Origin of the sequence: Methylobacterium marchantiae (genome assembly GCF_042679825.1) — a bacterium.
Lineage (GTDB): Bacteria > Pseudomonadota > Alphaproteobacteria > Rhizobiales > Beijerinckiaceae > Methylobacterium > Methylobacterium marchantiae.
Window position 1 is genome coordinate 93,454 of record NZ_JBHTND010000011.1, and the last position, 18,251, is coordinate 111,704.

Sequence of the window (18,251 nt, forward strand, 5' to 3'; positions counted from 1 at the left end):
ACGTTTGATATCCCTCTCTACGTTCGGATTCGCGTGACGAGGAGGCGACGATGTCGAAGGTCAGCACCTGCCTGTGGTTCGACAGCGACATCGAGGCGGCCGTCGCCCTCTACGTCGCCCTCGTGCCCGATTCGCGGATCGATCACGTGCAGCACTCGCCGGGCCCCTGGCCGGGCGGGGAGACGGGGGATGCGATCCTGGTGACCTTCACCCTCGGCGGCCAGAGCTTTCAGGCGCTGAACGGAGGAGGCGCCCCGGCCGATTACGGAACGGCCGCCTCCATCTCGGTATCCTGCGCCGACCAGGCCGAGGTCGATCGGTTGTGGACGGCGCTCACCGCGGATGGCGGCTCCGAGATCATGTGCGGCTGGCTCCGGGACCGGTGGGGAGTGCCCTGGCAGATCGTCCCCGCGATCCTCCCGCAATTGCTGGCCGACCCCGACCCGGCCGTGGCGAGCCGCGTCTTCTCCGCCATGCAGGGCATGGTCAAGCTCGACATCGCCGCGCTGGAGCGTGCCGCAGAGGGCTGACACGGGCGCAGGGATTCCGGTCTCAACCGCGACCGACTTCACCGGGCCGTTGGCGGCCGAAGCGCTCGGCGATGATGATGCCGCCGAGCACGAGGGCCAGGGCCAGGGCCTGGTACCATTGGAAGGGCTCGCCGACGACGAGGATGGCGAGGCCCGAGCCGAAGATCGGCACGAGATTCACGAACACGCCCGCCCGGTTCGGCCCGATCAGCTCGACGCCCCGCATGAACGAGAGCTGGGCAATGAGCGAGGGCCCCAGCGCCACGAAGGCGACGATGGCCCAGCCCTGCGGCGTCGGCCAGATCAGGCAGCCGGCGGCCTGTTCGAGGGCGAGCGCGGGGAGGGAGGTGACGAGAGCCGCCAGCGCCATCGCCGAGAAGAAGGTGAGCCCCGACATCTTGGGCCGGTCGGCGAGGGCGACGGTGTATCCGGCATAGAGCAGGCAGGCACCGAGCATCAGCATGTCGCCGACATTGAAGGACAGCGTCGACAGGATGTGCCAGTCACCGTGCGTCGCAGCCACGGCGGCACCACCGAGGGTGACGACGACGCCGAGGATCTGCGCTCCGGTGACGGCGACGCGGTGGACGACGTAGTTCAGCAGGATGACGAGGACCGGGATCGCCCCCTGGAACAGGGCGACGTTGACGCCGGTCGTGTAGATGCCGGCGGCGTAGAACAGGCTCGCATAGGCGGTGTAGCCGCAAGCCCCCATCAGCAGGACGTAGCGCCAGTGGCGGGCGATCAGGTGGCGCTCGGCGACGATGCCGCGCCATGCAGGCCAGGCGAGCGCGAGGCAGGCGAAGGCCCAGCGCAGGCAGGTGAGCACCTGGGGCGAGACCTCGCCCACGGCCCATTTGCCCGCGACCACGTTGCCGCCCCAGAGCAGGGTCGTGAACAGCAGGAGCGGATAGGCGGTAGCGGCGGCGCGGGTCTCGACGGACGACCCGGGCGAGGCGGACGGAGAGGTCATGATCCCTTCGCGGTGAGTTTTCGGTCGGGCGTTTCGCCCGGCGCGGCATCGTCCTTCTGTCCCGGCCGGGACGGATCGAGCAAGGCCGGAGACCGCAGGGCTGCGGCTCGGCGCCCGCACATCATGCCGTCCGGGGAGGGCGGCGCGGGCCGCGCTTGGTGGGAGAAGGATCGGCGGGAGAAGGATCGGCGGCCGCCATCCGCGCCGCGTCGCTCGCCCAGAGATGAACGGCGGCATAGGCCCGCCACGGGCGCCAGGCCTCTGCCCGCGCGAGGAGCTGCGCCGATGTCGGTCGACCTTCACCCGTATCGAGGGACCTGAGCAATGCGAGATCGGACGAGGGCAGCGCATCCGGCTCGCGCAGGATGCGCAAGGCGATGTACTGCGCCGTCCATTCGCCGATGCCGCTCAGCGCCTTGAGGGCGGTCACCGCCGGATCGAGGCCACGGCCGCGGCCGAACAGATCCGGATGCGCACAAGCCTCGGCCGCAAGCGCGCTAATCGCCCTGCCGCGTGCCCCGGGCATGCCGAGCGCGGCTGCCACGTCGACCTCGCGCAGGCGGTCTGGCGTCGGAAACAGATGGGTCAGGCCGGCCTCGGCGCGAGCCGGCTTCACCGGTTCGCCGAAGGCGGATACCAGGCGTCCGGCGAGGCGGGTCGCCGCACCCACCGAGACCTGCTGTCCGAGGATGGCGCGCACCGCGATCTCGAACCCGTCCCAGGCGCCCGGAACCCTCAAACCGGGCCGCTCGGCCACGAGCCGTGCGAGGTGGGGATCGCGCGACAGCGCGGCCGCGATGACGATGGGGTCGGCATCGAGATCGAACATCGGCCGCAGCCGGGCCAGAACCTGCGGCACGACCTGCCGGTCCGGATGATCGATCGTCGCCACGAGGGCGTCGCCGACACCCGGTGCCACCGAGACGGTGCCGTGACGGCCGCCGAGAAACACGGTCCGCGTATAGGCATTCCCCGTCACCACCTCGACGCCGGGAATGGCCCGGCCGCCGAGATAGGCCAGGATCGCGGGCCAGTCATAGGGCGGCGTGTAGGGCAGGGTGATCGTCTGGGTCACGACAGGCTCCGGCCTCCCCATGGATCGCATGCCGGCGCGCGACCAAGAAACCCAGACCAAGAAACCCATGCCGGGCGGGACAATTGGGTAGGCACGGTATCGGCTTGCCCGCCGACGCTGTATCCGTTCACAGAACGAACGCGGCTTGTCGACCGCGAGGCCGGGGAGGGCGGTTCTGGTGATGTGGCTACGGGTCGTGCTCATCGCCTGCGTCGTGGCCGGCCTCGGAATCTTCGCGGCGAGCGACCCCGGTACGGCCCTCCTCGCCGAATTGCGCGAACGGATCGCGCCCGCCCCGCCGGCACCGCGTCACCTCCCGGCCCAGCGCACCGCCATCGAGGATGGGCGCACCGTGGTCCGGCTGAAGCCGGAAGAGCGCGAACGCCTCGGCATCGAGACCCAGGTCCGATCCTCAGCTCCCCATCGTGAGGAACTCCAGGCCTATGGCAGCGTCCTCGACGTCGCCCGCGTCACCGACCTGACCAATGCCTATGCCAGCGCCAAGGCGCAGCTGCAGACGGCGCAGGCCCGCGTCGAGGTCTCCCGCAACGCCTTCCAGCGGGCGAAGAACCTCGGACCCTACGCCACCACGGTTCAGGTCGAGACCACCGAGGGCACGTTCCAGACCGATCAGGCCTCGCTGGCGGCAGCGGAATCCCAGGTCCGCACCCTCGCGGCCACGGCGCAGCAGGAATGGGGCCCGGTGATCGGCCGGGCCATCGTCGAGCGCTCGCCGGCCATCACCCGCCTGATCGAGCGCGTCGACTTCCTGGTCCAGGTCACCCTCCCCCCCGGAGAGAGCCTGAAGGGCCAGCCCTCCGCCGCCTTCGCCGAGGTGCCGCCGCAGAGCGTGCGCATCGCCCTGCGCTACGTCTCGCCGGCCACCCGCACGGACCAGCGCATCCAGGGCCTGAGTTTCTTCTACACGTTGCCCGGCGACAGCGGCTTCCTGCCCGGCATGAGCATGCTCGCCTTCCTCGGCTCCGACCGCACCGTCACCGGCATCAGCGTGCCCGAGGATGCCGTCGTGCATTGGCAGGGGGGCACCTGGATCTACCGGGCGGTGGCGCCCAACGCCTTCGCGCGCCACGCGCTGAAGGCCGACCCGCCGATGTCGGCGGATTCCTACGTGGTAGAGGACCTGCCCGGCGAGACCGAGATCGTGCTGACGGGAGCCCAGGCGCTCCTGTCCGAGGAGATGAAGAGCCTGCTCTCCGTCTCGGGCGGCGTGGACGACGACTGACGTGAGCGACCTCCCGACTGGCCCCCAGAGTGGTCCACAGGCGGCCCTCGTCGCCTTCGCGGTGCGCTTTCGCGGCATCGTCCTGGCGCTGAGCCTGGCGCTCGCCGGCTATGGCATCTTCGTGCTGGCGGATGCCAAGTACGATGTGTTCCCCGAATTCGCGCCGCCCTCCGTGGTGGTCCAGACCGAAGCGCCCGGCCTCAACCCCGAACAGGTGGAGGTGCTGGTCACCCAGCCGATCGAGGTGGCGGTGAACGGCCTGCCGGGCATCGAATCCCTGCGGTCGAGCTCGATCCAGGGCCTGTCGGTGATCACCGTCACCTTCGGCAACGGCAGCGACGTCTACCGCGTCCGCCAGCTCGTCACCGAGCGGCTCACCGCCCTTGCCGGCCGCCTGCCCCAGGGCGTGCTGCCTCCGGCGATGACGGCGCTCACCTCGGCCACCAGCACCGTGCTCCTCGTCGGGCTCACCTCGGAGCGGCGCTCGGACCTCGACCTGCGCACCCTCGCGGACTGGACCGTGCGCCTGCGGCTGCTGGCGGTACCGGGCGTCGCCCAGGTCTCGGTCTATGGCGGTGCCGTGCGCTCGCTCCAGGTCCAGATCCGCCCGGCGGACCTGATCCGCTACAATATCGGCATGAACGACGTGCTGGCCGCCGCCCGCAAGGCCACCGGCGTGCGCGGCGCCGGTTTCGTCGACACGATCAACCAGCGCGTCACCCTCCAGACCGCGGGTCAGTCCCTGAGCCCCGAGGAACTGGCCCGCACCGTCCTCATCAACGAGGGCGGGGCGAGCGTGACGCTCGGCGACGTCGCTACCGTGGTCGCCGCCGGCGAGCCGCCGATCAGCGCCGCGCTGGTGGACGGCAAGCGCGGCGTGCTCCTCATGGTCGGTGCGCAATACGGTGCCAATACCCGCGAGGTCACCGCCCGCGTCGAGGCCGCCCTCGAAGACCTGCGTCCGGCCCTCGACCGGGAGGGCGTCGGCCTGCGCGCGGACCTGTTCCGGCCGGCGAACTTCATCACCATCGCCAATGCCAACGTGCTCCAGGCCCTCGGCCTCGGCGGCATCCTCGTCGTCGTCGTGCTGTTCGCCTTCCTCTACGATTGGCGCACCTGCGTGATCTCGTCGGTGGCGATCCCGCTGTCGCTCATCGCCGCCGTGGTGGCGCTCCAGGCCATGGGCGAGAGCCTCAACACCATGACGCTCGGAGGCCTCGCCATCGCCATCGGCGAGGTGGTGGACGACGCGGTGATCGGCGTCGAGAACGTGGTCCGGCGCCTGCGCGAGAACCGGCGACGTCCGGCGCCCAGGCCGGAGGGGAGGGTGGTGATCGACGCCATCCTCGAAGTCCGCACGGCGGTGGCCTACGCCACCTTCGCGGTGCTGCTGGTGTTCCTGCCGGTGCTGGTCCTGTCGGGCATCGCCGGCAAGCTGTTCGCGCCGCTCGCCCTCGCCTACATCCTCGCGGTGGTGGCCTCGCTCGCCGTGGCGCTCACCGTCACCCCCGCCCTGTCGATGCTGCTCCTGACCGGGCGACGCGACACCGACACGCGCGACCCGCCCGTGATGCGCTGGTCGCGCGGCGGCTATACCCGCCTCCTGCAGCGGATCAACCGCGCGCCGCGCACGATCATCGCCTTCGGAATCCTGGTGACCCTGGCGGGAGCCGCGGCGACACCGTTCTTCGGCAACACCTTCCTGCCGGACCTGAAGGAAGGCCACCTGATCCTGCACATGGCGGCGTCTCCGGGCACGTCGCTCGGGGAATCCATGCGGCTCGGCGGCCGCATCACCGGCGAACTCCTGAAGATCCCCGGCATCCGCTCCGTCGCCTCGCAGATCGGCCGCGCCGAGGCCGGCCAGGACACGGCCGGCACCCATTACAGCGAGATCCATATCGACCTCGAGCCTGGCCTCGACGGCGCCGGGCAGGGCAGGGCAGAGGCGGCGATCCGCAGATTGATGGCAGGGTTCCCCGGCGCCGCCTTCTCGCTCAAGACCTTCCTCACCGAGCGCATCGAGGAGACGGTCTCGGGCTATACCGCACCCGTCGTCGTCAACGTCTTCGGCAACGACCTCGCCCGGATCGAGGCGGCGGCGCGCGACATCGCCCGCGAACTCGCCGAGGTGCGCGGGGCGGCGGACATCCAGCAGGCCTCCCCGGCGGGGTTGCCTCAGATCAATGTGGGTCTCCGACCCAACGACCTGCGCCATTGGGGCCTCTCGGCGGTGGAGGTGATGGAGGTGGTGCGCACCGCATACCAGGGCGACGTGGTCGGTCAGACCTACGAGGGCAACGCGGTCTTCAACGTCCTCGTCATCCTCGATTCCGGGGCGAGGGGACGTCTCACCGCCGTGGGCGACCTCCCCTTGCGATCGTCGAACGGCCGCTTCATCCGACTCTCCCAGGTGGCGGACATCTACGAGACCTCGGCCCGGTATCAGGTGCAGCACCAGGGTGCCCAGCGGGTCCAGGTCATCACCGCCAACGTCACGGGGCGCGACGTCGCCTCCTTCGTCGAGGCCGCGCGGCGCAAGATCGCCAAGGAGGTGGCCCTGCCGACCGGGGTCTATGTGAGCTTTTCCGGCTCGGCCGAGGAACAGGCGCGGGCCAAGCGCGACCTGTTGCTGTTCTCCGGCTTCGCCGGCCTCGGCATCGTGCTGCTCCTCGCCGTGGTCACCGGCAGCGTGCGCAACCTCATGCTGGTGCTGGTCAACCTGCCCTTCGCCTTCGTCGGCGGCGTGCTCGCCGTCTTCGCTACCGGCGCCGTGCTGTCGCTGGGCTCCATCGTCGGCTTCGTGACCCTGTTCGGCATCTCCTTGCGCAACACGATCATGATGATCTCGCATTACGAGCATCTCGTCGCCATCGAGGGCCGGCCCTGGGATCGCGACACTGCGGTGGAGGGCGCCGCCGATCGCCTCGTGCCGATCCTGATGACGTCGCTGGTCACCGGCCTCGGTCTGCTGCCCCTGGCCTTGGGGGCCGGCGAGCCCGGCCGCGAGATCGAGGGGCCGATGGCCGTCGTCATCCTCGGCGGCCTCGTGACCTCGACGATCCTGAACCTCATGATCCTCCCGACCCTGGCGCTCCGCTACGGCCGGTTCACCGCCGATGGGGGCAGGGCGCCGGACGACGCGGCGGGCTCGGCCAATCGGCGCGCCTATCCCTGATCACGGCGGTCCGAGGATCGGGAGCCAGAATGCGAGCGCGAGGAGCGTCGCCAGCAGCACCGGCGGGGTGATGACGAGGCCGACCTTCATGTACTGGCCCCAGCCGATCCTCTTCCCCTTGCCGGCCAGGACATGCAGCCACAGGAGCGTCGCGAGACTCCCGATGGGCGTGAGCTTCGGACCGAGGTCGCAGCCGATGACGTTGGCGTAGATCATGAGTTCGCGCATGAGCGGCGACAGGTCGGGGGCCTGCTGGATCGACAGCGCACCGAGGAGAACGCTCGGCATGTTGTTCATCACCGAGGAGAGGATGGCGGCGGAAAACCCCGTTCCCACCGTGGCCACCCACGGGCCGTGACCGGCGAGCCGGGCGAGACCCTGCGCAAGATGATCGGTGAGGCCGGCATTCTTCAGCCCGTAGACCACGAGATACATGCCGATGCTGAACAGCACGATCTGCCAGGGAGCGCCGGCCAGCACCGCGCGGATCGGGATGACGCCGCCATCGAAGCCGGAGAACCAGCGGCCGGCCAGAGCCAGGAGCACGAGGGCCCCTGCGCCCGTGACCACCGAAACCGGCACCTCGAACGGCGCGGTGACGAAATAGGCGGCGAGCAACAGGGCGAGAAGCGGGAAGGCCGCCCTGAACACCACCGGATCCTTCACGGCCGAGCGCGGGGATTCGAGATCGGCCACGGCGTAGGATCGAGGAATGTCGCGCCTGTAGAACAGCCACAGGACCAGCAGGGTTGCGGCGAGCGAGACGAGGTTCACGGGCACCATCACCGCCGCGTAGCGTCCGAACGAGATTCCGAAGAAATTGGCGCTGACGATGTTGACGAGGTTGGAGATCGCCAGCGGCAGGCTGGTCGAGTCGGCGACGAAGCCGCAGGCGATGATGAAGGCCATGGCGGCCGCCGGCTTGAAGTCGAGGCGGAGCAGGATGGCGAGCACGATGGGCGTGAGCAGCAGCGCCGCGCCATCATTGGCGAACACCGCCGCGATGGCCGCCCCGAGCAGGATCACCAGGGGGAACAGAAGCCCTCCCTTGCCGCCGCCGAACCGGGCGATGTGGAGCGCCGCCCAGTGGAAGAACCCGGCCTCGTCGAGGAGGAGGGAGATGACGATCAGGGCGACGAAGGTGAAGGTGGCGTCCCAGACGATGTGCCAGACGGTTGGGATATCGCCGGGATGGATCACCCCGACGGCCAGGGCGACGGCGGCGCCGACGAGGGCGCTCCATCCGATCCCGAGACCCTTGGGTTGCCAGACGACGAAGACGAGGGTGACGATGAAGATACTGAGCGCGAGCATCGGAACCGCTTCTTGTTCTTGACGGAGCGATGGGTCTCAGGCGGTGGCGACGCGGCGCCCGTGCTCGTCGAGGACGCGTTCTCCGTCCTCCTTGACGAACTCGCCCTGCTGGGGCGGGAGCAGGTCGAGCACCGCCTCGGACGGACGGCAGAGGGCGACTCCCTTCGGCGTGACGACGATAGGGCGGTTCAGCAGGATCGGGTGCCCCGCGATCGCATCGAGCAACCGGTCTTCGGACAGCGAGGCATCGGCGAGGCCCAGTTCGGAATAGGGCGTCCCTTTCTCCCGCAGGAGGTCGCGCAGGGTGATCCCGGCGCGCTGGGCGAGCCGGCGCACCATCGTCCGGGACGGCGGCGTCTTGAGGTACTCGATCACATGCGGCTCAATGCCGGCGTTGCGGATGAGCGCCAGGGTGTTGCGCGAGGTGCCGCAATCCGGGTTGTGATAGATCACGACGTCCATCACGCGACCTCCGAACGGGGCGAGGTGGCGCCGGCCTGATGGCCGATCTCGCGGACCCGGGCCGTCAGGGTGACGTCGTCGAGGCTCGACACCGGCAGGGCGAGGAAAGCCGAGATCCGGTTCCTGAGGTAGCGCTGGGCGGTGACGAACGCGGTCTTCCGCTCGATCTCGCTACCCTCGACCGCGGCCGGGTCCTCGATGCCCCAGTGGGCGGTCACCGGCTGGCCGGGCCAGAACGGGCAGGCCTCGCCGGCGGCGTTGTCACAGACCGTGAACACGAAATCCATGATCGGCGCGTCGGCGCCGGAAAACTCGTCCCAGGACTTCGAGCGCAGGCCTGTCGTCGGGTAGTCGCTCTCGCGCAGAACCTGGAGCGCCATCGGGTTCACCTCCGGCTTGGGCTGGCTGCCGGCTGAGAAGGAACGGAAACGTCCTTGTCCGTCCTTGGCCAGCATCGCCTCGGCGAGGATGGAGCGGGCCGAGTTGCCGGTGCACAGGAACAGGACGTTGTAGACGCGGTCAGGCATGGGCGGTGTCTCCGGTGGCGTGCAGCAGGCGGACAAGGCGGCGACGGCCGGGGCGCAGACCTCGTGACGCCCCTGGCAGCAATCGCGCATGAGGAACTGGATCAGGTCCGACAGGTCCGGGTAGGCGGCGCTGTAGATGATCGACCGACCCTCGCGGCGCGAGGTGACGAGGCCGGCATGGCTGAGCTCCTTCAGGTGGAACGACAGGTTGGTGCCGGACACGGCGACCGCCTCGGCCAGAATCCCGGCAGCCATGCCGTCCGGCCCGGCGGTGACGAGCTGGCGTACGATGCGCAGGCGATGTTCCTGACCGAGCGCCGCGAAGGCGGCGATGGCTTGCCGTTCGTCCATCATGATGTCAATATCTCAATCATCATTGAAACGTAGAGGACAGAAGCTCCTTGGACAAGCCCCGACAGCCCTTCACCGATGGAATGCCGAACCTGAGCGAGGCCCATTTCGCGGCGCCGACCACCGACCTTCTCGATGCCGTCGAGAGACTGCATCACGCCCCGCGCTTCCTCGTCCTGTACGGATCGCTCCGGGAACGGTCGTTCAGCCGGTTCCTCGCCTACGAGGCGGCGCGCCTGCTGGAGGCCATGGGCGGCGAGGTCCGGATCTACCACGCGCATGGTCTTCCGTTGCCCGACGACAGCACCGCCGACCATCCCAAGGTCCAGGAACTGCGCGAACTCTCGATCTGGTCAGAAGGTCACGTGTGGGTGAGCCCGGAGCGGCACGGCAACATGACCGGCGTGATGAAGAGCCAGATCGACTGGCTGCCCTTATCCGAGGGTTCGGTTCGCCCGACCCAGGGGCGGACGCTGGCGGTGATGCAGGTGTCGGGCGGATCGCAATCGTTCAACGCCGTGAACTCCCTGCGCATCCTCGGTCGCTGGATGCGCATGATCACCATCCCGAATCAGTCCTCGGTACCGATGGCCTACAAGGAGTTCGACGAGGCGGGCCGCATGAAGCCCGGCCCTCTCTACGACCGGGTCGTCGACGTCTGCGAGGAGTTGTTCAAGTTCACCCTCCTGACGCGAGGGTGCTCCGGCTACCTCGTCGACCGGTACTCCGAGCGCAAGGAGCGCGAGCCGGACCGATTGGGCGCGGTGGCGGCCGATATCGGATTCGTCCGACGCTGAACCCCGGCATGGCGGCAAGCCGAAGGAGGCGGGGAGGGGACGGATACGTCGAGCAGGTGAATCTGCATTATCTCCTGTCCCAGCTTCACGCCTTCACGCGACCTTCGCACGGCGACGCCCAGGATCTCCGCAACGCGCCAAAACACCTCTCTCGATCGCCGATCCGCCATTCGCATAAGATATATTATGGAACTTAATAGGTCCGAAAGTGGGGTGAGGGGGGTGCTTGACCGGGAACCTGGAATTCACCATTCCATGAAGTCTCACCGATAGATGCCGGCTTCACACCTCGCTCACCAAGACCCTTAAGCGATCCACCAGTTTCCAGGGCAATCGTCACAATCCTATCTCAAACCGCGTGTCTAACCCATCGCGGCGCGGCAACGGTCACGATGACCGCCCGCCCCGATCGCCCTCGAAGCGGATCCGATGCTGACCCTGCTCAAACCCTGCACCGCTCCGATTCTCGGCATCGCCCTCGCGGCTTTCGGCCTCGGCGCGCCGGCATGGGCGGACCCGGTGGCACCGAAGCCCGCGATCCCGGCGCGCGCGCTGGCGAAACTCTCCCACGTCGCGGCCCTGGTGAAGGCGGGTTCGGACATCCGTATCGTCGCCTTCGGTTCGTCGTCCACCGAAGGGTCGGGCGCCTCCTCGCCGGCAGCCGCCTACCCTGCCCAGTTGCAGGAAGATCTGCAGGGACGGCTCGACGTCGCGGGGGCGAATCACTCCACGGTCACCGTGCTCAACCGCGGCAAGGGCGGCGACGACGCCGAGGCCATGGCCCGGCGCCTCGATCGCGACGTACTGTCCGAGCGGCCCGATCTCGTGATCTGGCAGACCGGCAGCAACGACCCGATGACCGGCGTCACGGTGGAACGCTTCACCGAACTGACGCGCCAGGGCATCGCGGCCATGCGCGCCGCCGGCTCCGACGTGATCCTGATGGACCAGCAATGGTGCCGTCGCCTGAGCACGACCAACGGCGCCGAGCGCTACGGCGAGGCGCTCCACGCCCTTGCCGCCGACCTCGAAGTACCGGTGATCCGCCGCCATGCCCTGATGCGGACCTGGGCCGCCAGCGGCCTTCTCAGCCCGGCACAGATGATCGGGCCCGACGGGCTGCACATGACCGATGCGGGCTACGACCGTCTCGCCAAGGCCGCCACGGCGCAGATCCTGGTCAATGCCGGCCTGATCCCGGCCGATCCGCTGCGCAACTGAGGCGCCAAGCCCTTCCTTTCGAAGCAAGGCTTGCTTTTCGGAGCGAGCCTTCTTCAGAAATCGACGCTCACCGACAGCCCGTCATAGGCCGGCACCACGCCCGGCGGCAGCTTGGCCGCGAGGGTGGCGTAGTCGAGATCGGTGTGGAGGTTGGTGAGGATCGCGCGGCGCGGGCGCACCTCCTCGATGAGCGCGAGGGCATCCGAGACCGAATAGTGGGTCGGGTGAGGGGTGTCGCGCAGGGCATCGATGATGAGAAGGTCGAGGCCGTGAAGGCGCGCCTTGCTCGCCTCCGGCATCAGGCTCACGTCGGGCGCGTAGGCCGCGGGCCCGAAGCGGAAGCCGTGCGCGGTCTCGCTGCCGTGCTTCATGCCGAAGGCCACGGCCTCGATCGCGCCGCCCTCGCCCCGGATCGTCACCGGCTCCCCGGCCACCAGATCGTTCATGTCGAGGATCGGCGGATAGGCGCTGCCGGGCGGTGTCTCGAAACAGTAACCGAAGCGCATCGTGAGCAGAGCCCGTGTCTCGGCATCGGCATAGACCGGGATGCGCCGGTGCATATGGATCACCAGGGGCCGCACGTCGTCGATCCCGTGGGTATGGTCCGCATGGGCATGGGTGAACAGAACCGCGTCGAGGCGGTTCACCTTCGCCGACAGCAATTGCTCGCGCAGATCCGGCGAGGTGTCCACCAGGAGGGTGGTGGCACCGGCCTGCCTCTCCGACTCCCCTCGCCGCTCCACCAGGATGGAGCAGCGGCGGCGCCGGTTCCTGGCATCGGCCGGATCGCAGGCGCCCCAGCCGTAGCCCACGCGAGGAACGCCGCCGGACGAGCCGCAGCCGAGGATCGTCAGCGTCAGAGAACCCATCCGCACCTCCCGGTCCGTTGGTATCGGAGCGGCCGGGCGCCTGTCACGCCCCCTTGCCGCCGGACGGGGTCGCCTTGTCGAACAGGCGGTGGAAATTGGCCGTCGTGAGCGCGGCGAAGCTCTCGAAATCCATCTCCAGGGTCTGGGCGAGGGAGCGGGCGGTGTCGGCGGTATAGGCCGGCTCGTTGCTGCGTCCGCGATGCGGCTCGGGCGCCAGGAACGGCGCGTCGGTCTCCACCAGGATACGGTCCTGGGGCACGGCCAGGGCGATGTCCCGCAACGCGTGCGAGCGCCGGAAGGTGACGATGCCCGAGAACGAGATCGACAGCCCGAGCTCGACTCCCACCTCGGCCAGGCGCCGGCCCGAGGAGAAGCAGTGCAGCACCGCCCTGAAGGTACCGCGCTTCATCTCGTCGACGAGTACCGATTCCATGTGCTCGTCGGCATCGCGGGCATGGATGACGAGGGGGAGGCCGGTCTCGCGAGAAGCCGCGATATGCCGGCGGAACACCCGCTCCTGCACCGCTTCCGGCGCCGCGTCCTCGTAATGGTAATCGAGGCCCGCCTCGCCGATGCCGATGCAGCGCGGATGACGGGTGAGGGCGACGATCTCCTCCGTCGGTACGTCGGGCTCGTCCCCTGCCCCGTTCGGATGGGTGCCCACCGTGTGCCAGATCTGGGGATGGGCCTCGGACAGGGCCTCGTAGACCCGTGCCTTGGCGACCCGCGTCGAGATGGTGAGCATCCCGGTGACGCCCGCCGCCTCGGCGCGGGCGATCACGCCGGGAAGATCCTCGGCGAAATTCGGGAAATCGAGATGGCAGTGGCTGTCGACCAGCATGAAGGAACTCGGCAAGGAACTCGGCATGAATGCGAGGGTGGGCTCGGGCTTCAGGCGCCCGGAACTTCCGGCTCGACGAAGCGCGGGAAAAGCCCCACGGGCGACGGCAGGGCGGTGCCCGGCACGAGCCGACCGCCCTCCCCTATATCGGCGAGTTGCCGCCGGTCGGCCGGCACGGCCAGGAGGTCGAGGAGCTTGGCCCCCGCTTCCGGCATGAACGGCTGCACCAGGATGGCGATGGCGCGCAGGGTCTCCGCCACCACGTAGAGGGAGGCAGCCATACGGGCCGGGTCGGTCTTGCGCAGGACCCAGGGCTTCTGCGCGTCGAAATAGCGGTCGGAGGCCGTGACGACAGCCCAGATATCGGCGAGCGCCGTATGGAGGGCGAGCTTGTCCATCGCCACCCGCACCGTACCGGGCAGGGCGTCGGCCAGCGTCAGCAGGGCACGGTCGTCCTCGGTGAAATCACCATGCTCGGGGACCAGCCCCGAAAGGTTCTTGGCGATCATCGACAGCGAGCGCTGGGCGAGGTTGCCGAGACCGTTCGAGAGGTCAGCCGTGTAGCGGGCGATGATCGCCTCGTGGCTGTAATTGCCGTCGCCGCCGAAAGGCACTTCGCGCAGCACGAACTGGCGGACCGCATCGACACCGTAGGTCGAGATCAGGTCCATCGGATCGACGACGTTGCCGAGCGACTTCGACATCTTCTCGCCCTTGGAGAGCAGGAAGCCGTGGCCGAACACGCGCTTGGGCAGGGGCAGGCCCGCCGACATCAGGAAGGCAGGCCAGTAGACCGCGTGGAAGCGCACGATGTCCTTGCCGATGACGTGCAGATCCATCGGCCAGAACCTGCTGCGCGGGTCGGAGGCGTCGGGAAAGCCCGTCACGGTGAGATAGTTGGTGAGCGCGTCGACCCAGACATACATCACGTGGTCCGGGTGCCCCGGCACCGGCACGCCCCAATCGAAATTGGTGCGGCTCACGGAGAAGTCCTTGAGGCCGGAGCGGACGAAGCTCGCCACCTCGTTGCGCCGCGTCTCGGGACCGATGAAGTCGGGCTGGGCCTCGTAGAGCGCCAGCAGCCGGTCCTGGTAGGCCGAGAGGCGGAACAGGAAGTTCTCTTCCTCCATCCAGGTCACGGCCGTGCCGGTCTCCGTCGCGCGGCGTGTCCCGTCGGCGCCGGTCTCGGTCTCGTCCTCGTTGTAATAGGCCTCGTCGCGCACCGAGTACCAGCCGGCGTATTTCGACAGGTAGATGTCGCCATTGGCCTCCATGCGCCGCCAGAGTTCCTGGGCGGCGGCGTAATGGTCCGGCTCGGTGGTACGGATGAAACGATCGTGGCTGCAGTTCAGCGCCTCGGCCATGGCCTTGAAGCGCGCCGCCATGTCGTCGACGAGCTCACGCGGAGTGATCCCGGCCTTCACGGCGGTCTGCTGAATCTTCACCCCGTGCTCGTCGGTGCCCGTCGAGAACAGCACGTCGTAGCCGTCGAGGCGCTTGAACCGCGCGATCGCGTCCGTGGCGATCACCTCGTAGGCATGGCCGATATGGGGCGCGCCGTTGGGATAGGAGATCGCCGTGCTGATGCCGTAGGTCTTGTCGTCGGCGACGGCTTTGCCGCCCGACAGGGGTGGGCCTGAATCGTTGGCCATCGCGTCGAAACATCCTCGGATACGCGTTTCATCGAATCACAGGACGTGCCTGATCACGTCCCGGCGCGCACCGCCCCTGCGAGGTCGCCGAACAGCGAGAGGATCAGCGGCCGCCGGTCGAGATTGTAGGTCGCGGCCTCCCGGGCGGCGCGGGCGATCTTGTCACACACCTCCACCAGGGCCGCAAGGCGGACGGGCGGCTCGTGGCGCCGCCTGTCGAGTTCCGAGGATACGAAGCGGAACACCGTGTCGAGGCTCGCGGCGAAATGCTCGTCCGCATCACGGCCGGACAGCTTCTCGGCGAGCGCCAGGATGCGGCGCCAGTCGGGATGGTCGAGGCGCGATAGCAGAGTTTCCATCTCGCCGACGAGGCCGGACGTCGCAGGATCGAGCATGGCGAAGCCCTGCGCCACCGAGCCTTCGGACAAAGCGGCGGCGCGAGCCAGCGCCTCCGGGTCCGGCCGCAAGAAGGGGGGAGGGAAGCTCGCGAGAATTCGTGCCACCTCGCCCTCCCCTAGCGGACGCAGGTTGAGGGCGCGGCAGCGCGAGCGGATCGTCGGCAGGAGCCGGCCCGGCGCGTGGCTGACGATGAGGAACAGGCAGCGCGGCGGCGGCTCCTCCACCATCTTGAGGAGGGCATTGGCGCTGTTGGCGTTGAGATCCTCGGCGCTGTCGACGATGCAGATGCGATAGCCGTCATTGCCGGCCGTGGACCCGAACAGGTCGAGGGCGTGGCGGGCGGCGTCCACCGAGATCTTGGTCGCCAGCGTCTTCGCGTTGGCCGGTCGCGTGCGCCGCAAGGCCACGAGGTTTGGGTGGGACAGGGCCGCCACCTGTCGGGCCGCCGGATGCGTGGGATCGACGGCGAGGGTGTCCGGCATGCGGCCGGGGCGCGGGTTGGCGATGAGCCAGCGCGCCACCCGGTAGGCGAGCGTCGCCTTGCCGATGCCGCGCGGACCGCCGATCAGCCAAGCATGGTGCAGGCGGCCGGAACCGATTCCCTCGATGAAGGCGGCTTCCGCCTCCCCATGGCCGACGAGGTCCGCCTGCTCGCGCGGGCGCGGGATATCGGCGAGATCACCGGGCTCGACGTCCTCCGGGGCACGTTCAGGCCGCATCGTCGGTGGCCTCCGGATCGGCGAGACGGCGGGGCAGGCGTGCTGCCACGGCCGCCGCGACCGCAGCTTCCACGACGTCGGGGGGATGGCCGGCATCGATGACCATGCAGCGCTCTGGCTCCGCGGCGGCGATGGCGAGGAACGCCTCGCGCAGGCGGGTATGGAAACCGAGCGCCTCGGCCTCGAAACGGTCGGCCGCCTCGCCCTCCCCGGCCCGCGCCTTCGCCCTGGCGAGGCCGATGGCCGGATCGAGGTCGAGGATCACGGTGAGGTCGGGCCTCGTATCGCCGATGACGATCCGCTCCAGGGCCGAGAGCAGGGCCGGATCGAGCCCGCCGGCCGCTCCCTGATAGGCGCGGGTGGAATCGGCGAAGCGGTCGCACAGGACGGTCTCTCCGCGGGCCAGGGCCGGGCGGATCAGCGTGTCGAGATGGTCGATGCGAGCAGCCGAGAACAGCAGCGCCTCGGCGAAAGGGCCGTGCCTCTTCACGGTGCCGGCGAGCAGGGCTTCCCGGATCGCCTCGGCCTTTGGCGAGCCGCCGGGCTCACGCGTCGTCATCACCGGGACCGGGGACGCGCCGCGCAGCCGTGCAGCCAGCCGGACGATCTGGGTCGACTTGCCGGCTCCTTCCCCACCCTCGAAAGTGATGAACGCTCCGCCCCGTTCCGCCTGCGCACCGCCGCGTTCGGTCACGATCTGGCGCCGGCCTTATCGGTGGTGCCGACCTTGTCGAAGGCGCGGCGGAACAGGCCGGTCCCGACCTCCCAGGCCGCGTCGAGGGCGCGCTGCGGGATCGTGCCGGCCGCCACGTCCTCTCCGGCATAGACCGGCAGGTCGAGGGCCTGGGTGTCGCCGCGGGTGATCTTCAGGCGGCCGACTTCCTTGCCCTGCTCCACCGGCGCGGTCAGCGGGCCCTGGTAGACGACGCGGGCTGTGATGCGGTCGCCATTGCCGCGCGGCAGCAGCACCCGCACCGGCTTCTTGGCCACCAGCGGGACGCTGCCCTGCGCCCCACCGAAGACGGAGGCGTCCGCGACGGTCTCGCCACTTGCGAAGATCTGGCGCGGCTCGAAGGCGCGAAAGCCCCATTCCACCAGCTTGCGCGATTCGGCGGCCCGGTCACGCGCCGTCTTGAGGCCGCTCACCACCATCACGAGACGCTGGCCGTTCTGAACCGCCGAGCCGGTGAGGCCGTAGCCGGATTCCTCGAGATATCCGGTCTTGAGCCCGTCGGCCCCGATATCGAGGGTGAGGAGCGGGTTGCGGTTCTGCTGCTTGATCTTGTTCCAGGTGAATTCGCGCTCGGCGAAGATCTTGTAGAGGTCGGGATACGTGTCGATGATATGGATCGCCAGCTTGGCGAGGTCGCGCGCGGTCACCTTCTGATCCGGCGCGGAATAGCCGGTGGCATTGCGGAACGTCGAACGCGTCAGGCCGAGCTCCTTGGCCCGCGTGGTCATCATCCGCCCGAAATTCTCCTCCGAGCCGGCGATGCCCTCGCCGATCGCGATGGCGGCGTCGTTGCCCGATTGCACGATCAGGCCACGCAGCAGATCGGACAGCTTGATGCGGCTGTTGAGCTGAGCGAACATCGAGGAGCCGCCTCCCCCGGCGCCGCCCCGGCGCCAGGCGTCCTCGGTGATCTGGAATTCGCTGTCCATGCTGAGCCGGCCCTGCCGGATCTCGTTGAACACGATCTCCGTGGTCATCAGCTTGGCCATGCTGGCCGGAGAGAACAGCTCGTCGGCCGCCTTCTCGAACAGCACGGAACCGGAATCGGCGTCGATCAGGATCGCGTGCGGAGCCGCACTCTGGAAGCTCTGAGCGAGGGCGGGGAGAGCGGCGAACAAGCCGATCGTGGACAGACCCAGTCCGACCAATCCGGCTCGAAAGCCGGCGGCCAGGTTCGTCCCGATTGTCGTCGCACGCATCGCTCGCCTCATGCCCATCGGCCCCGAGGCTTGGCTGATAAGCCCGGTCCGTTCTCGCCCGTGCGAGATGGTATAGCGAATTGCCGGCGAAATCGAACGCAACTTTGCCGATCGCAGCGCAGCGCAGTGGACCGGATGACGCTGCCACACCAGGGAGTCTGGCGTGGT

Annotated in this window: 16 protein-coding genes and 1 pseudogene; 5 read left to right on the forward strand and 12 right to left on the reverse strand. The window is 68.8% G+C overall.

The annotated features are described in order from the left end of the window. Window positions 1-50: 50 nt before the first annotated feature. Window positions 51-530, forward strand: a complete 480-nt coding sequence (locus ACFQ4G_RS10190) for a VOC family protein (protein ID WP_238202383.1) — start codon at window positions 51-53, stop codon at window positions 528-530. A 22-nt stretch (window positions 531-552) separates the two neighbouring features. On the opposite strand, the gene ACFQ4G_RS10195 is transcribed toward ACFQ4G_RS10190, so the two are convergent. Both ACFQ4G_RS10195 and ACFQ4G_RS10200 read right to left on the reverse strand, forming a co-directional pair. Continuing rightward, window positions 553-1,503 carry a DMT family transporter gene (locus tag ACFQ4G_RS10195; protein ID WP_238202385.1) on the reverse strand — a complete coding sequence of 317 codons (951 nt, stop codon included), beginning with the start codon at window positions 1,501-1,503 and terminating at the stop codon, window positions 553-555. Between the two features lie 121 nt (window positions 1,504-1,624). Next, window positions 1,625-2,578 carry a DNA-3-methyladenine glycosylase family protein gene (locus tag ACFQ4G_RS10200; RefSeq protein WP_238202387.1) on the reverse strand — a complete coding sequence of 318 codons (954 nt, stop codon included), beginning with the start codon at window positions 2,576-2,578 and terminating at the stop codon, window positions 1,625-1,627. Between the two features lie 181 nt (window positions 2,579-2,759). Between ACFQ4G_RS10200 and ACFQ4G_RS10205 the strand changes: the two genes are divergently transcribed. Continuing rightward, the gene (locus ACFQ4G_RS10205; RefSeq protein WP_238202557.1) at window positions 2,760-3,821 is read left to right on the forward strand and encodes an efflux RND transporter periplasmic adaptor subunit; all 1,062 of its coding nucleotides are present in this window, start codon (window positions 2,760-2,762) and stop codon (window positions 3,819-3,821) included. A 1-nt stretch (window position 3,822) separates the two neighbouring features. Further along, window positions 3,823-6,999, forward strand: coding sequence for an efflux RND transporter permease subunit (locus tag ACFQ4G_RS10210; RefSeq protein ID WP_238202389.1), 3,177 nt, complete (start codon window positions 3,823-3,825; stop codon window positions 6,997-6,999). Here the strand turns inward: ACFQ4G_RS10210 and ACFQ4G_RS10215 are convergent, their stop codons facing one another. The 4 genes and pseudogenes from ACFQ4G_RS10215 to ACFQ4G_RS10230 all read right to left on the reverse strand — a co-directional run. Then, a complete protein-coding gene (locus tag ACFQ4G_RS10215; protein ID WP_238202391.1) occupies window positions 7,000-8,313 on the reverse strand; it encodes an arsenic transporter in 1,314 nt (437 codons plus the stop codon). It abuts the gene before it with no gap. 36 nt (window positions 8,314-8,349) lie between these two features. Next, window positions 8,350-8,775 carry an arsenate reductase (glutaredoxin) gene (gene arsC / locus ACFQ4G_RS10220; protein WP_238202393.1) on the reverse strand — a complete coding sequence of 142 codons (426 nt, stop codon included), beginning with the start codon at window positions 8,773-8,775 and terminating at the stop codon, window positions 8,350-8,352. Further along, window positions 8,775-9,302, reverse strand: a complete 528-nt coding sequence (locus ACFQ4G_RS10225) for an arsenate reductase ArsC (protein WP_238202559.1) — start codon at window positions 9,300-9,302, stop codon at window positions 8,775-8,777. Before ACFQ4G_RS10225 ends, arsC begins: the two co-directional genes overlap by 1 nt. Window positions 9,303-9,413: 111 nt before the next feature. Further along, window positions 9,414-9,656: pseudogene (locus tag ACFQ4G_RS10230) on the reverse strand (ArsR/SmtB family transcription factor); the annotation flags it as partial. 47 nt (window positions 9,657-9,703) lie between these two features. Between ACFQ4G_RS10230 and arsH the strand changes: the two are divergent. Together arsH and ACFQ4G_RS10240 are read left to right on the forward strand one after the other, a co-directional pair. Beyond that, complete coding sequence (gene arsH, locus ACFQ4G_RS10235) at window positions 9,704-10,450, forward strand: arsenical resistance protein ArsH (protein WP_379040130.1); 747 nt, start codon at window positions 9,704-9,706, stop codon at window positions 10,448-10,450. 429 nt (window positions 10,451-10,879) lie between these two features. Beyond that, on the forward strand, window positions 10,880-11,671 hold the full coding sequence (locus ACFQ4G_RS10240; protein ID WP_238202395.1) for an SGNH/GDSL hydrolase family protein: 792 nt from the start codon (window positions 10,880-10,882) through the stop codon (window positions 11,669-11,671). 53 nt (window positions 11,672-11,724) lie between these two features. On the opposite strand, the gene ACFQ4G_RS10245 is transcribed toward ACFQ4G_RS10240, so the two are convergent. The 6 genes from ACFQ4G_RS10245 to ACFQ4G_RS10270 are packed head-to-tail and all read right to left on the reverse strand — an operon-like array spanning window position 11,725 to window position 18,083. After that, entirely contained in the window at window positions 11,725-12,540 is an 816-nt protein-coding gene (locus ACFQ4G_RS10245; RefSeq protein WP_238202397.1) for an MBL fold metallo-hydrolase, read from the reverse strand. Window positions 12,541-12,583: 43 nt separating this feature from the next. Further along, entirely contained in the window at window positions 12,584-13,381 is a 798-nt protein-coding gene (locus ACFQ4G_RS10250; protein ID WP_238202399.1) for a TatD family hydrolase, read from the reverse strand. Between the two features lie 50 nt (window positions 13,382-13,431). Then, the gene (gene metG, locus ACFQ4G_RS10255; protein ID WP_238202401.1) at window positions 13,432-15,033 is read right to left on the reverse strand and encodes a methionine--tRNA ligase; all 1,602 of its coding nucleotides are present in this window, start codon (window positions 15,031-15,033) and stop codon (window positions 13,432-13,434) included. Window positions 15,034-15,086: 53 nt separating this feature from the next. Next, entirely contained in the window at window positions 15,087-16,151 is a 1,065-nt protein-coding gene (locus tag ACFQ4G_RS10260) for a DNA polymerase III subunit delta' (protein WP_238202402.1), read from the reverse strand. Next, window positions 16,141-16,848 (reverse strand): dTMP kinase, encoded by a 708-nt coding sequence (gene tmk / locus ACFQ4G_RS10265; RefSeq protein ID WP_379040135.1) that lies wholly within the window; start codon window positions 16,846-16,848, stop codon window positions 16,141-16,143. The genes ACFQ4G_RS10260 and tmk overlap by 11 nt, the downstream gene beginning before the upstream one ends. Beyond that, on the reverse strand, window positions 16,842-18,083 hold the full coding sequence (locus tag ACFQ4G_RS10270; RefSeq protein ID WP_238202406.1) for a D-alanyl-D-alanine carboxypeptidase family protein: 1,242 nt from the start codon (window positions 18,081-18,083) through the stop codon (window positions 16,842-16,844). The genes tmk and ACFQ4G_RS10270 overlap by 7 nt, the downstream gene beginning before the upstream one ends. Window positions 18,084-18,251 lie beyond the last annotated feature (168 nt).